Raw genomic sequence first — 14,324 nt, forward strand, 5'->3', positions numbered from 1 at the left:
GGACGCCGGCGCTCCTTAAAAACCACGAGTGCGCCAGCGCGAAGGAGCGAAGCAGCCCGCCCCCAAAAAACTCGGGCGCCCGCCGTGGCGGACGCCCGCTCTCTCCCTACGCAACTTACTTACGGCATGCTGGCCCCGGCCGGGACGATCCAGACTTCAGCTTTCTTGCCCGGGCCCGCACCGGCGCGAGTGGAAATGCGGCTCGCATCGATGCCTTTGCTCTGGGTCAGGTAAGCCTTCACATTGTTCGCGCGTGCCATGGCCAGTCCGGCCCGCTCGTCCCGATCGCTGAAGCCCACGATCACGGCCTTGGAATCGCGCTCCTGGTTCATGCGCAGCGCGATGCCATCGAGCATCGCCTTGGCGCGGTTATCCACCCGAGCGCTGTTCATACTGAACATCGCCTCGCCGGCCAGGCTGGCCTGCGGCCCGGAACCGGCTTCCACGTTCACTACCACCGCAGTCGAGGCCGAGAGATTGCGGTCGTCGGTCACCGTGGCGCTCACCGTGATGGGTCCAACGCCGGTATCGCGCGTGGAGAGCACGGCAGTGGTGTCGCGCTGGGCCAGGGTGCCGCGGTCGGTGGCGAACGCCAGCGTCAGCGGACGGTTATCCGGACTGGCGGCATCGCAATTGATGTTCGAGTTGTCGCCCATGCGGACCGTGCTGGGCGCGGCCGTACACGCGATGGTGGGGCCCATGGGCCGCGGCCCGGCTTCGGGAGCCGGCGGCGGCGGCACGTCGATCATCTCCACCGTGTCGCCGAGGAACATCTCTTCCAGCGCGAAGGTCACCACGCCGGTCGATGATCTTGGGGTCACGTTGGTGACCACCATCTCGCCCAGGCTGCGCCGCGGCAGGTCGCGCATGCTCTCCGCGGTGACGAGCTTGGGATTGACCATATCGGTATCCACCATGTCGCGCGCGCCGAGCGAGATGCGATCGACCTCATCCTTGGCGGTGTGCTCATAGGTGCGGGTGATGCGGAAATAGTCGCCGACCTTCACGCCTTTTTCGGCGCCGAGGTTGAGCATCACCTGCGAGCGCGAGCCGATCAACCAGTCATAGTCACGTGCCAGGATGATGCGGCCGCTGGTGCGGCCATTGGGCGGAGCAAAACGGTCGAAGGGCGCCGCGCCGTGGTACAGCGGGATGTCCCGCTTCGGCATGGCCACCACCAGGTCGCCCGGATGGATGCCGTCACAGGAAAAGTTGACGTCGGTGATGGCGGTGGTGCCACGCACATCGAGCACTTTCACCGAGCCGATCTCGAAGTAAGTCTCGCCGGCCGCGCGCACCGCTTCCAGTTGCCCATGGTAGACGCGGGCATGGTCGGGATCGCGGACGTGGCGGATCAATTCATATTCCTTGCCCACCTCGAAGCCCGAGCCATGCAGGTAGATGGTCTTGTGCGTGCCGGTCAGGGTCTCGTGCGGCGTGTTCCAGTTGCCGGAGACGTAACCGAGCTCCCGCGGCGGTTGCGTGGTGATGTAGCCGGCGCAGTAGACGTCTTCATAGGTCGGTCCCTGCACCACTTGTTTGGCGCCGAGCACCTCAGTGGTCGCGTGCCTCTCCAGGCCTTGCTCTTGCGCACCGGCCAGCGCCGCTGCCGCCGCGATCACCATCAGGACCAGAAATCTCTTTTGCATGACTCCTCCAAGGACTCGGGCCGGAGAAACGGGGCCGGCCACGCAGTGCTGTGTGATGGGTTGCCATCACACCGCCGCGCGCCGTGGGGCCAGACAGCTCCCTGTTCGGGGCCTTCCAAAACCGCCCACACGAAACCCAGTGGACGAACGCTAGCAAACGGGTATTAAGGGGTCAATAGCCGACTGTTTACCCCTAAGGTACGTTGGTTCAATGGCTTCGCGGCCAAACGGCCGGGCTGTTGTAGATTAAGCTCGGGCGTCGTGTATCATCCTCGCCGCTTATTCTTCAATAAGATGGCCTCCCTCACCTACACTCCGCGGCTGCTGCCGGCGCGCCTGCCGCGCATCTCTGTAGCCATCACCGGCGCCGACCCCGTGGAAATGATAGAAAAAGCTGAGGCCGTCGTCCGCGAGAACCCATTCCTCGAGTTCCGGCTGGATTATCTGCGCAAGCCGGCGAGCGCCCTCGCGCGCATCAAGCGCTTCGCGGACTACTATCCGCACGCGCTGGTGATCGCCACCTGTCGCCGCGCGGCCAATGGCGGAAAGTTCCGCGGCACCGTCGCCGCGCAGCTCGACATCCTGATCAAGGCCGCCAACAACGGGTGCCAGCTCGTCGACATCGAGCTGCAGACCGCCAACCAGATGCGTCCGCAGGATTTCACCCGCGTCCGCAACTCGGCCGCGCTCATCCTCAGCTTCCACGACTTCCGCGCCACCCGCGATCTCGACAAGACGTTCGAGAAGATGCGCCGCCATCCTGCCGACTTCTACAAAGTCATCACCACCGCCAAGTCGCTCTCCGACAACGTGGTGATGATGAAGTTCCTGGAGCGGCAGAGCGAGCGCTACTCCATGATCGGCGTCTGCATGGGTGAGCAGGGCATCATCAGCCGCGTGCTGGGCGTGCGCGCGGGCAGCGTCTTCACCTTCGGCGCCGCCTCCGCCGGTGAAGAGACGGCTCCCGGACAGATCGCCCACCGGACGTTGCGCGAGACCTATCGCATCGACCAGGTAGACGCCGCCACGCGCGTCTATGGCGTGGTCGGCGATCCGGTCGCGCACTCGCTCTCGCCCGCGATGATGAACGTGGCCTTCCGGCGCGAGAACGTCAACGGCGTTTACCTCGCGCTCCATGCCAAGACGCTGAAAGACCTGCTCGCTTGCGTGCGCGATATCCCCATCCATGGTCTCTCCGTGACGATGCCCTACAAAGAAGAGCTCATGAAGCACCTCGACAACACCGACCCGCTCACCGCGAAGATCGGGGCCTGCAACACCGTCGTCCGCTCGCAGGAGGGCAAGCTCTACGGATTCAATACCGATATTGCCGGCGTGGTGCGTCCGCTGGAGCAGCGCTTCCACCTGCAAGGCTCGAAGGTGCTGGTCGTGGGCGCGGGCGGGGCGGCGCGCGCCGCCGTCTGGGGATTGAAAGAGCGGGGCAGCGAGGTCTACATCATCAACCGCACCGCCTCGTCGGGAAAGAAACTCGCCAAACAGGCACGCGCGAAGTATGTCGGCAAGAAAGAATTGAAGAAGCTGGTGTTCGACTGCATCGTGAACGCCACGCCCGTCGGGATGGGGGGTGCGAAGGGCGGTGCGAAGAGCGCCTCGAAAGCGTCGCCCTTGAGCGAGAAAGAGATCAACGCGAAGTACGTATTCGAGATGGTCTACAACCCGGCCGAGACACGCTTCACGCAACTGGCCAGGAAACGTGGCGCCATCGTCATCCCCGGCATCGAGATGTTCGTGCAGCAGGGCGCGCGCCAGTTCGAGATCTGGAGTGGCAAGCCGGCGCCCGTCGCCGACATGCAACACACCGTGCTGATGGCGCTGGAACAAAGAGCCGCCGAAGCCACTGCCGGTGTGCGCAAAAATGGCGGCAAGAGCAAGAAGAAGCGCCGCTAGGCGCTGCCCTCAGCTTGCCGCCGGGCGCTCGCGGCCCTGCTTTGCCGCTCCGTGCTGAAGGGGGTTCGCTCGGCGAAAAAAAGCATTGGAACATTCCGGCGAGATGCGGTGTCATGCTGGGCATGCGTCGCTTGGCTTTCGTTTTCGCGAACATCGCCGTCCTCTCAATGTTGCTCGCGGCTTTCGCCGCAGCGCAGCAGTCGCGGATGCAGCCACCGCCCAAGCCACCGGTACTATCACGCGCCGAACTCACCGCGGCGCTCGTCGCCGCGGCACTCGATCGTCCCCATCATCCTGCACGCTACGAGCCGAGGTACGTGGCCATCGCGTATCCGGGCGGCGACGTCCCCGCCGATACCGGTGTGTGCGCCGACGAGATCGTGCGCATCTATCGCGCCGCCGGCATCGACTTGCAGCAGAAGGTCCACGAGGACATGATCGCGGCGTGGAACGCCTATCCGCACAAGTGGGGCGCGCGCCGTCCGGACAAGAACATCGACCATCGCCGCGTACCGAACCTTGCCGCCTTCTTCCGCCGCCACGGCAAAACGCTGGCGCTCTCGACGTCAGCCGCCGACTACGCGCCCGGCGACATTGTGATGTGGAACCTTATTAAGGATGGCGACCTGCCGCACGTCGGCATGGTGGTGAACGTGAAAGGCCCCAGCGGACGCTGGATGGTGGAGCACAACATCGGCGCCGGTCCGCAGGTGGAAGATGTCCTCTTCGACTGGAAGCTCACCGGACGCTGTCGCTACTTTGGCAAGTGACTCCGGACAAGCAAGCCGCGCGTTGACCATGCTCCTCCGCATCCTTAGTATGCCCGCATGGTCTTCGCTGGCTGGGACCCCGCTGCGCGACGCGTTTCCGAAAACGTGCGCGCATGAAATATTGCGAGACCTGCCACACCACTTATCCCAGCGACTTCAGCATCTGCCCGAAAGACCGCGGCGCGCTGCGCAGCGTCTCTGACCTGGCGCCCGGGATGACGGTGCGCGACCGCTACATCATCCTGGAAAAGATCGGCAGCGGCGGCATGGGGACGGTCTACAAGGCGCGGCACCGCGTGTTCGGCGAGCTGCGCGCGCTCAAGCTCATCAGCGCCACGCTCGTGGCCGAGCCGCTCTTCCTCGAACGCTTCGAGACGGAAGCCAAGATCGCGCGGCGGTTGCAGCATCCCAACGCCGTGCGCGTGGACGACATCGACCGCACCGAAGACGGGCGTCCTTTCCTGGTGATGGAGTACGTCGAAGGCCCCAGCCTGCGCGACGTTCTCGAGCGCGAGACGTTCGCGGGCAAGCCGGCGCCGCTGCCGCTCGCGCGCGTGCTCCGCATCGGGCGCGAGGTCGCCGCCGCGCTCGCCGCCGCCCACCAACTCGGCATCGTGCATCGCGACATCAAGCCGGAGAACATCCTCGCCATCCGCACGCCCGACGGGGCGGAGACGGTGAAGGTCTTCGACTTTGGCATCGCCAAGATACGGCCCGGCTACCACACCTCGGTCGGTGGCGCCGGTGGCGTTGGTTCAACGCCCACGGTGGCGGGCACGGTGCTGGGCACGCCGCAATATATGTCCCCGGAGCAGGCCGAGGGACTGCCGGGCGATTCCATCGACGGCCGCGCTGACCTTTATTCCCTGGGCGTCGTGCTCTACGAAGCCATGACGGGCAGCCTGCCCTTCCAGGCGGAGACGATGCAGCAGTGGATACGCCACCACTTGGGGACGGTCCCGGTGGCGCCGGACCGCGAGCGTCCTGACCTGGGGATCCCGCCGGCGGTCGGCGCGCTGGTGATGAAGGCGCTGGAAAAACGCCGCGAAGACCGCTTCGCCGATGCGGAAGAGATGATGGCGGCGCTGGACGCTGCTGCTGTCGCCGCAGCAGAAGCGGCGGCGTCCGCGGATTCCACCGCTGATGTCACGCCGCTGGCAGTGACGGTCATCCACACGCCGCCGTCGTCGTCACCTAGCACAACCCCGCCGCCGTCAACCCCGCCACCCATGACATGGAAGTCGGCGGAGCATGAGTATGCGGTGCGTGATTTTCCGTCGCCGGAGTCGGCCATGGAGTTCGTGGCGCAGGAACCTATTGCGCAGACCGTGCCGGGAAGATCCCCGACCCCGATCCCCCCGAAGGAAGCGGCTACGCCCGCGCCCAAGCCGCGCAGCAAGTTCATGGTGATGGTCGCGGTGTTGTTGCTGGCCGCGCTCGGCGTGGGCGGCGCGATGCTGTGGCGGGCGCGCGATCAGCAACCCGTCGGGCCGCGCGCCAGCGTGCAGTTCCGCTTGGTGGCTGGTCCGTGGACGAAATATCTGACTCCAGCCCAGACTTTCCCCAATAGGTTCCAACTCAAGGGGACGAACCCGGCGCAGATGTTTGTGCTAGAGCCGGAGGCGATCGTGGACGAGAAGGCCATCCAGCAGGCCTCGGTGACCGAGGAGAACGGCAGGCCGGCGCTACTGTTCACGCTGACGCCGGCGGGTGGCGAGAAGATGCGCAAAGCGACCTCGGACAATATCGGCACGCAGATGGGCATCGTGGCGGGCGGCGAGCTGCTGCAGGTCGCGATCATACAATCTACGATCAGCGATCAACTCGTGCTCACCGGTAACTTAACCGCGGAAGAGTTGAAGGCGCTAGCCGACCGCATCAATGGAACTCGCTAGCCGCTCTGCCGCGCGGCTTTCATCCCTGACTCGCGCGTGCCGCGAGGAAACTTTGCAGGATGAGCACCGCGGCCATGCGGTCCACGGCGCCGGCACGCTTCTCGATGCTCATGTCGGTGGAGCGCAGGATGCGATTCGCTTCCGCCGAGGTCAGGCGCTCGTCCCAAAGATGGACGGGCAAGGCGAACTTGGCGCGCAGTTCGCCGGCAAAGAGCGTCATCTGCTCGGCCATCGGACCGCCCTCACCGCTCATGCGCAGCGGAAAGCCGACCACGATCTCCGCAACGGCGTAGTCCTCGAGCAGGCGGCGCAGCGCGGCGAAATCCGTTTTCTTGTTCTTGCGCTGGATGGTGGTAAGGCCCTGCGCGGTGATGCCGAGCGCGTCGGACACCGCCACGCCGATGCGGCGCGAGCCCACGTCGAGCGCCAGGATCCTTTTATGCGCGGGCGGCGGCTCCGGCGCCGCATTATCGTTTGGGTTCGCCACTCCGCGATTATAGGCATGATGGCGCGGAACCTCGGCTAAGATGACGCTTAGCGACCACTACGTTTAGCGAGCACACCATGAGTCCACACGAACCACAAGGCAAGCTGACGGAGTTGCTGGGCGTGGAGCCCGAGCCGGCGGGCGAGTTGCGTCCGCGCACCCTCGACAGCAGCACGCGCCACATCGAGCGTTCCAGCGGCACCCAGGCCACCGCCAACGTGCTGCTGACCACGCTGGCGGCGTTCGCGGTGGTCTACCTGGCGAAGCTGGTGCTCATCACGCTGCTCGTCTCGGTGCTGATCGCCTTCATGCTCGAGCCCGCGGTGAGCTTGCTGGAGCGCACCCGCATGCCGCGCGCCCTGGCTACCGGCATCGTGATGCTGATCATCGCCGGCTTGATCTACCTGGGCGGGTACTACATCTACGGCAAGACCATGGTGTTCATCGACGAGCTGCCGCAGTACACGCAAAAAGTCCGCAAGATCGCGGACGAGTATCGCGCCAAGGCGCAGAAGCTCGAGCAGAGCACGGCAGCCGTTACCCCGGCGCCACCGCCCGACAAGAACACGGTGAAGGTGGAGCAGCAAACCAACTGGACGGAGTATCTCTCGAACTCGCTCGGTGGCTTCACCGAAGTGGTGCTGGCGGTATCGTTCATCCCCTTCCTGGTGTTCTTCATGCTGACGTGGCAGGAGCACGTTCGCGCCGCCACCGTGATGCTGTTCAAGATGGAGAACCGCAACACTGCCTACGTCACCCTGGGGCGCATCTCGAAGATGATCAAGGCGTTCATGCTGGGGAACCTGCTGATCGGCGTGTTCACCTCGCTGCTGACGACCATTGTGTTCTTCGCCATTGGATTACCCAACGCCTTCGTGCTCGGATTCCTCTCCGGATTCCTCAGCCTGGTGCCGTATTTGGGCGTGGTGCTGGCCATGGTGCCGCCACTGCTCGCCGCCTTCGGACAGGAGACCACGCCGGAAATCCTGGTCATCATCCTTACTATCCTCGGACTGCACCTGTTCGCCATCAACGTGCTCTATCCCAAAGTGCTGGGCAAGCGGCTGCAACTCAACCCGCTGGCGGTCACCATCGCGCTGCTGGTCTGGGGATGGCTGTGGGGAGCTTGGGGACTGATCCTCGCCATCCCGATCACAGCGGCGATGAAGATCATGTTCGACCACATCGAGGCGCTGCAACCCTACGGGACATGGATGGGGGAGTAGTTTTTCGCTGCCCATGGACGCGGATCGCTGCGGATTCATCTAAACTTCTGCTTTGCTAAAGACCCTGGCCAAACTAATCCTTCTCGCCATCCTCATCGGGGTAGTGTTCATTGCCTACGGACTCTTCGTCCCTGCGGGCGGAAGCACGCAACAGTTCCTACTGCTGCGTCCAGGATCGACGGCTAAGAAGATCGCGCGCGACCTGAAAGACGCGGGCGTGATCCGCAGCGAGTGGGCATTCCTGGCGCTGCATGCCTGGAAAGTGAAGACGCTGAAGGCGGGCGAGTACAAGTTCGACCATCCGGCGAGCGCGCTCGAGGTCTATGACCGCGTGGCGCGCGGCGACATCTTCACCCACACCGTCACCATCCCCGAGGGCTACAACATGTTCGAGATCGCCGCCCTGGTGGAGCAGGCGGGGCTCGGTCCGCGCGGCGAATTCCTCAAGGCGGCGCAGGAGAAGGCGCTGATTGCTGACCTCGATCCGCAAGCGCAGTCGCTCGAAGGGTATCTTTTCCCCGACACCTACGAATTCACGCGCACGCAGACGATGCACGACATGGCGGCGGCGATGGTGCGGCGCTTCCGCCAGACGGCGCAGCAGATCGGCCTGGCGGCGGAAGCCGATCGCGGCAACACGCACCGCGTAGTGACCATGGCGTCCATCGTGGAAAAAGAAACGTCGGTCGCGGAAGAGCGTCCGGTGGTGGCCGGCGTCTACTACAACCGCCTGGAGAAGAACGTGGCGCTGGGGGCCGATCCGACGGTGGCCTACGCCTCGCTGCTCATCGGCAAATACGATGGCGTGATCCGCCAGTCTGACCTGGCGCTCGATTCGCCCTACAACACATACAAACGCGCGGGGCTGCCGCCGGGACCGATCGCGAACCCCGGCCGGGCGGCGCTCGAAGCGGCCATGCATCCGGCGCATACCGAGTTCTTGTATTTCGTGAGCGACAACCAGGGACACCACCGCTTCTCCGCGACCGCGGCGGAGCATGAGCGCAACGTGGACGCGTATCGGCATGCGACGGCGCCGCATTGAGGCTTTATACTGTCTCGACCGGGGCCGACGGCATGCGACATGGGACCGCGAAAGCGGAAAACGCGCGCCGTCATCCGAGCAAGCCTGATCCAATTAAGCGTCGTTCATCTGAACAAGGAATGAACTCTCCCGCAAGGAATCAACTGGGCACGCTGTTGCTGGCGCTGGTGGCGCTATTGCCGCTAGGCGGGTGTCTGTTCCGCACCCACACCGTGGCCAAGCGGAACATCGCTGACAAGCTGAAGGAATCGAACCGCGACGACCTGGTCGAACGCATCAACGTGGAAGCGCAGAAGGTCAAGACGCTGAATGCCACGGTGGACATCGCCGCTTCTTCCGGGGGATCGAAGAAGGGCAAGATCACCGACTACCAGGAGATCCGCGGGTACATCCTGGTGCGCAAGCCGAAAGAGATCCGCATGATCGGGCTCCTGCCTGTGCTGCGCAACAAGGCCTTCGACATGGTGAGTGACGGGCAGGTGTTCCGCGTCTCCATCCCGGCAAAAAACCGCTTCATCGTGGGGCGCAACGACGTGACGCGCGCGGCTGCCGGCCAATCACTGGAGAACCTGCGTCCGCAGCACATCTTTGACGCGCTGCTGCTGCAGGAGATCGACCCGAAGAACGAGGTGGCGGTGCTCGAGAGCACCACTGAGGTGGTGACCGGCGCGAAGTCGAAGAAGCAGATGGAGATGCCGAGCTACACCATCATCGTGACGCGGCGCGATCCCGACGGCAAGTGGAACCTCTCGCGCAAGATCGTGTTCACGCGCGATGACCTGCAGCCGCACCGCCAGATCGTCTACGACAAGAACGGCAACGTCGCCACCGACGCCCATTACGACAACTTTCAGGTCTACGACAACCTGCTCTTCCCTTCGCTGATCACCATCTATCGGCCGCAGGAGGAGTACACGGTGCAGCTCGCTATCGTGAAGCTGAAGCTGAATGAGGATATCCGCAACGACCAGTTCGACCTGCCCCAGCCGCCCGGCTCGCAGCTCGTCCGTTTGGACCAGCCCGATCAGCAGCCGGCGCCGCCGCCAGCGGCAACCAAGCCGAGCACGCAAGGACCGGGCGCGCGCTGAACCAGCAATCAGCGATTAGCAATTAGCGATCAGCAACCAGCGGGTTGAGCCTCTGCCAATCGCAAATCGCTGATTGCAAGCTGCGCACCCTCAACCTGCTATTCTTTTCGGTCACTGGGTACTGAGTACCGGGTACTGAGTACTTCCTCATGAACAAGATGGTGGTCTCCAATCTCGTGCATCGCCCGCTGCGCTCGCTGATATCCATCATCGCGATCGCGGTCGAGGTCACGCTCATCCTGGTGATCGTGAGCTTCGCGCTCGGGATGCTGAAGGATGCTGCCGCGCGCCAGAAAGGCATCGGCGCCGACCTGATGGTGCAGCCGCCGGGGTCGAGCAACTTCACCGCGCTCAGCGGCGCACCGGTATCGCAGAAGATCGCGCAGGTCATCCGTCAGAAGGTGCCGCACGTCACCGCGGCCGTGCCGGTGATCACGCAGGTGACGACCTCGGGAAACCTCGAAGTCATCTACGGGATAGCGCTGCCGCCCTTCGGCGACCCGGCCGATTCCTTCGAGAACGTGAGTGGCGCCCTGCACTACATGCGCGGCGGACCCTTCCAGAAGGCCGACGACATCATCGTGGACGACATCCTCGCGCGCAGCAAACATATCAAGGTGGGCAGCACGGTGGACGTGCTGAACCATAAATTCCGCGTCTCTGGCATCATCGAGCACGGCAAAGGCGCGCGCAAGTTCCTGCCCATGAGCACGCTGCAGGAACTGACCGGCTCCGAGGGCAAGGCCTCGATCTTCTATGTGAAGCTCGATGACCCGCGCTACACCGATGAAGCACACCGCGCCATCAATGCCATCCCCGGCATGGAGCAGTACGTCGTGCGCTCGATGCAGGAGTACATGTCGCTGATGACGCCGGAGCACGTGCCCGGACTTTCCGCATTCATCTCGGTGGTGGTGGGCGTGGCGGTGGTGATCGGCTTCATCGTCATCTTTCAAGCGATGTACACGGCGGTGATGGAGCGGACGCGCGAGATCGGCATCTTGAAATCGCTGGGCGCGTCAAAGCTCTACATCATCCGGCTGATCCTGCGGGAGACCATCCTGCTGGCAGTCGTCGGGATCGTGCTGGGCATCCTCATCAGTTACACCGCCAGCATGACCATCGTGCGCTACATGCCGACGCTGCAGGTGCGCATCGAGGGTATCTGGCTGGTGTATGCGTCGCTCATCGCCGTGGGCGGCGCGCTGCTGGGCGCGCTCTATCCGGCGTTCAAGGCCGCGCAGAAGGACCCGATCGACGCGCTCGCGTACGAGTAGCCAGCGGTTAGAAACGTGGTCCCGTTCCGTTGACAGTTTCTCGCAGCTTCCTGTATCGTAAAGTCTTTGCTGGTCTGCAGTTGCCCGTCTAGAGGCGCTCTTCAGGTACGTCCTGCGTGAGTCGGAAGTCCTCAGCGGTCTTCTCGTTAGTCCTGTTCTTATCTTTAATTTGGAGAGTTTGCATGTCTACATATTTCCCCAAAGGGGAGATTGTGCGCAGTTGGTACGTGGTGGACGCTGACGGCCAGACCTTGGGCCGGCTCGCCGCGCGCGTGGCGCGTCTCCTGAGCGGCAAAGAGAACCCGCAGTACACGCCGTTCCTCGATATGGGCAGCCACGTGGTGATCATCAACGCGTCGAAGATCCGCGTGACCGGGCTGAAGGCGGAGAAGAAGAAGTATCACCGCTACACCGGGTTTCCCGGCGGCTTGCGCACTGAGGAATTCAAGAAGCGCTTCGAGCGCGCGCCCGAGCGCCTGATCGAAGACACCATCACCGGCATGCTGCCGCACACCAAGCTCGGCCGGCAGATGGCGACCAAGTTGAAGGTGTATCGCGGCGACAAGCATCCGCACGAAGCGCAGCAGCCGAAGCCGATGGTGATCGCGCGCAAGAGCTCGCCCAAGAGTGCGACTGCGGGGGCGGCGAAGAAGACGGCGACGGCGAAGTCCGCATAAAAGTTTTCGCAGCTCGCATGACCTGCATATTTTTAGGAGAAAGGTTTTCAGGCCAAAGGCCAAGAGCCAGAGGCTAAGAGCGAATTATGGCAGAACAAGTTCAGTACTACGGGACCGGCCGCCGCAAGAGTTCGACGGCGCGCGTGTTCCTGCGTCCCGGCTCCGGCAACTTCACCATCAACGACCGCGCCTTCGACGAGTACTTCGTGACCGAAGCGCAGCGCGTGGCGGCCAAGCAGTCGCTCGTCTCGAGCGACACCGCGGCTACCTTTGACGTGATCGCGCGCGTGGCCGGTGGCGGCGTGAATGCCCAGGCCGATGCATGCCGCATGGGCATTGCCCGCGCGCTGTTGCTGTTCAACATCGAGTTTCGCAAGAAGTTGAAGGCGGAAGGCATGCTGCGGCGCGATCCGCGCCAAAAGGAGCGCAAGAAGTACGGCCAGAAGGGCGCTCGCAAGCGGTTCCAGTTCTCGAAGCGCTAAAGGGCTTCGCGTTCTCAGTTCCCGGTTCTCAGTTCTCAGAGCCGGCGAACTGGTGGAAAAAGTTGGTTCTCTGAGAACTGAGAACTGACTACTGAGAACTAGCTTTAAATTTCTCGTCCTCGCCACATGGGGAGGCGGGGTAAGACGGGAGTAATCCGGAGCGGGCGGTCGAGCCGCAAAGGATGCAATCCAATAAGGAGGGTTGTTTGGCGACGATCACCATGAAAGAGCTGCTCGAAGCGGGCGTCCACTTCGGGCACCAGACCAAGCGCTGGAATCCCAAGATGAAGGAATTCATCTTCGGCGAGCGCAACGGTATCTACATCATCGACCTGCAGAAGACGCTCAAGATGTTCAAAGAAGCGTCCAAGTTCGTGCAGGATTCGGCGGCGGAAGGCCGCACCATCCTGTTCGTAGGCACCAAGCGCCAGGCGCAGGATGCGATCGCGGAAGAAGCCAAGCGCTGTGGCGGCTTCTACGTGAACAATCGCTGGCTCGGCGGGCTGCTCACCAACTGGGTGACGGTGCAGAAGTCGGTGAAGCGCCTGAAAGAGCTTGACGAGATGGCGGTGGACGGCCGCTACGACCTGCTGCCCAAGAAAGAAGTCATCAAGCTGGAGCGCGAGCGCAAGCACCTGCAAGCGAACCTCGCCGGTATCAAGTCGATGGACCGCTTGCCTGACGTCGTGTTCGTGATCGACTCCAACAAGGAGCAGATCGCGGTGCGGGAGTCGCGCAAGCTCGGCATCCCGGTGGTCGCGGTGGTCGATACCAACTGCGATCCCAGCGAAGTGGACTACGTCATCCCGGGCAACGACGACGCGCTGCGCGCCATCCGTCTGTTCGCCTCGAAGATCGCCGATTCGGTGGTCGAAGGCGCGCAGGCCGCGACCGATAAGCAAGGCTTCATGCCGGGCTCGGGCGCGGGCGCCGCGAACGAAGCCGGCGCCGTGGACGGCGGCGTCTCGGCAGCAGGCGAGGGCTCAGGCGAAGGCGTCTCGGGTGCAGGCCAGGCAGCCGGCGCGGGCGCGGAGAGCGAGGGCGCGGAAGCGTCGCAACCGGCCCGCAAGGGCGCTGTGGCGGAAAAGCCGGAGATCGAAGCAGCGCACGTCGAGACTCTGTAGGCCTACCGGGCGTTATCCCGCTGAGCCTTTTGACGTGAGTCTTTTTGTCGTCCTGCGGAATCTAATCACTCGTCATTTGAATTCAGCCCAGTGATTTCAGTGATGACCCGCGTGCTCCTCCGGCGCGGGTTTTATCTGAACGGCTTTTGTCTGACCCGTAACAGGAAGAATAGGGACCTTATGAGCACTACTATGGCCAATATCAATGCCACGCAAGTGAAGGAGCTCCGCGAGAAGACGGGCGCTCCCATGATGGATTGCAAGAACGCGCTTACCGAGTCGAAGGGTGACGTGGAGCAGGCGGTGGTGTTGCTGCGCAAGAAGGGCATCGCGACGGCGGCGAAGAAGGCCGCGCGCGTGACCAGCGAAGGCACGGTGGGACACTACATCCATGCCGGCGGCAAGATCGGCGTGCTGGTCGAGGTCAACTGCGAGAGCGATTTCGTCGCCCGCACCGACGACTTCCAGACGCTGGTGAAAGACATCGCCATGCACATCGCCGCGGCCGATCCGAAGTACGTCCGCAAAGAAGACGTGACGGCGGCAGACTTCGATCGCGAGAAGGACATCTATCGGGCGCAGGCGGCCGCGACCGGCAAGCCGGCGAACGTGGTGGAGAAGATCGTCGAAGGCAAGATGGCCAAGTTCTATGAGGAGGTCTGCCTCTACGAGCAGCCCTTCATCAAGGAGCAGACC

At 63.4% G+C, this 14,324-nt stretch carries 13 protein-coding genes; 11 read left to right on the forward strand and 2 right to left on the reverse strand.

The window, feature by feature from the left end:
- Positions 1-119: 119 nt before the first annotated feature.
- The gene (locus M3P27_08295; GenBank protein MDP9268306.1) at positions 120-1,649 is read right to left on the reverse strand and encodes an OmpA family protein; all 1,530 of its coding nucleotides are present in this window, start codon (positions 1,647-1,649) and stop codon (positions 120-122) included.
- Between the two features lie 294 nt (positions 1,650-1,943).
- Here M3P27_08295 and aroE point away from each other — a divergent pair, with 294 nt between their 5' ends.
- The 3 genes from aroE (at position 1,944) to M3P27_08310 (ending at position 6,222) form a co-directional block, all read left to right on the forward strand.
- Positions 1,944-3,557, forward strand: a complete 1,614-nt coding sequence (aroE, locus tag M3P27_08300; protein MDP9268307.1) for a shikimate dehydrogenase — start codon at positions 1,944-1,946, stop codon at positions 3,555-3,557.
- A gap of 113 nt (positions 3,558-3,670) precedes the next feature.
- On the forward strand, positions 3,671-4,327 hold the full coding sequence (locus M3P27_08305; protein MDP9268308.1) for a DUF1287 domain-containing protein: 657 nt from the start codon (positions 3,671-3,673) through the stop codon (positions 4,325-4,327).
- 113 nt (positions 4,328-4,440) lie between these two features.
- Positions 4,441-6,222 carry a protein kinase gene (locus M3P27_08310; GenBank protein MDP9268309.1) on the forward strand — a complete coding sequence of 594 codons (1,782 nt, stop codon included), beginning with the start codon at positions 4,441-4,443 and terminating at the stop codon, positions 6,220-6,222.
- Between the two features lie 19 nt (positions 6,223-6,241).
- Here M3P27_08310 and ruvX read toward each other — a convergent pair whose 3' ends face one another.
- Positions 6,242-6,709 (reverse strand): Holliday junction resolvase RuvX, encoded by a 468-nt coding sequence (gene ruvX, locus M3P27_08315; GenBank protein MDP9268310.1) that lies wholly within the window; start codon positions 6,707-6,709, stop codon positions 6,242-6,244.
- A gap of 77 nt (positions 6,710-6,786) precedes the next feature.
- Here ruvX and M3P27_08320 point away from each other — a divergent pair, with 77 nt between their 5' ends.
- The 8 genes from M3P27_08320 to tsf all read left to right on the forward strand — a co-directional run.
- On the forward strand, positions 6,787-7,935 hold the full coding sequence (locus M3P27_08320; protein MDP9268311.1) for an AI-2E family transporter: 1,149 nt from the start codon (positions 6,787-6,789) through the stop codon (positions 7,933-7,935).
- Between the two features lie 52 nt (positions 7,936-7,987).
- On the forward strand, positions 7,988-8,980 hold the full coding sequence (mltG, locus tag M3P27_08325; GenBank protein ID MDP9268312.1) for an endolytic transglycosylase MltG: 993 nt from the start codon (positions 7,988-7,990) through the stop codon (positions 8,978-8,980).
- A 119-nt stretch (positions 8,981-9,099) separates the two neighbouring features.
- The gene (locus tag M3P27_08330; protein ID MDP9268313.1) at positions 9,100-10,068 is read left to right on the forward strand and encodes a DUF4292 domain-containing protein; all 969 of its coding nucleotides are present in this window, start codon (positions 9,100-9,102) and stop codon (positions 10,066-10,068) included.
- 149 nt (positions 10,069-10,217) lie between these two features.
- Positions 10,218-11,345: an ABC transporter permease gene (locus M3P27_08335; GenBank protein ID MDP9268314.1), complete on the forward strand. Its 1,128-nt coding sequence runs from the start codon at positions 10,218-10,220 to the stop codon at positions 11,343-11,345.
- Positions 11,346-11,527: 182 nt separating this feature from the next.
- Positions 11,528-12,022 carry a 50S ribosomal protein L13 gene (gene rplM / locus M3P27_08340; protein ID MDP9268315.1) on the forward strand — a complete coding sequence of 165 codons (495 nt, stop codon included), beginning with the start codon at positions 11,528-11,530 and terminating at the stop codon, positions 12,020-12,022.
- 86 nt (positions 12,023-12,108) lie between these two features.
- Complete coding sequence (gene rpsI / locus M3P27_08345; GenBank protein MDP9268316.1) at positions 12,109-12,504, forward strand: 30S ribosomal protein S9; 396 nt, start codon at positions 12,109-12,111, stop codon at positions 12,502-12,504.
- A 206-nt stretch (positions 12,505-12,710) separates the two neighbouring features.
- The gene (gene rpsB, locus M3P27_08350; protein ID MDP9268317.1) at positions 12,711-13,628 is read left to right on the forward strand and encodes a 30S ribosomal protein S2; all 918 of its coding nucleotides are present in this window, start codon (positions 12,711-12,713) and stop codon (positions 13,626-13,628) included.
- 180 nt (positions 13,629-13,808) lie between these two features.
- Positions 13,809-14,324, forward strand: a 516-nt coding sequence (gene tsf, locus M3P27_08355; protein MDP9268318.1) for a translation elongation factor Ts, incomplete at its 3' end; no start/stop codon positions are given.

The organism is Acidobacteriota bacterium, assembly GCA_030774055.1.
Taxonomy (GTDB): domain Bacteria; phylum Acidobacteriota; class Terriglobia; order Terriglobales; family Acidobacteriaceae; genus JACPNR01.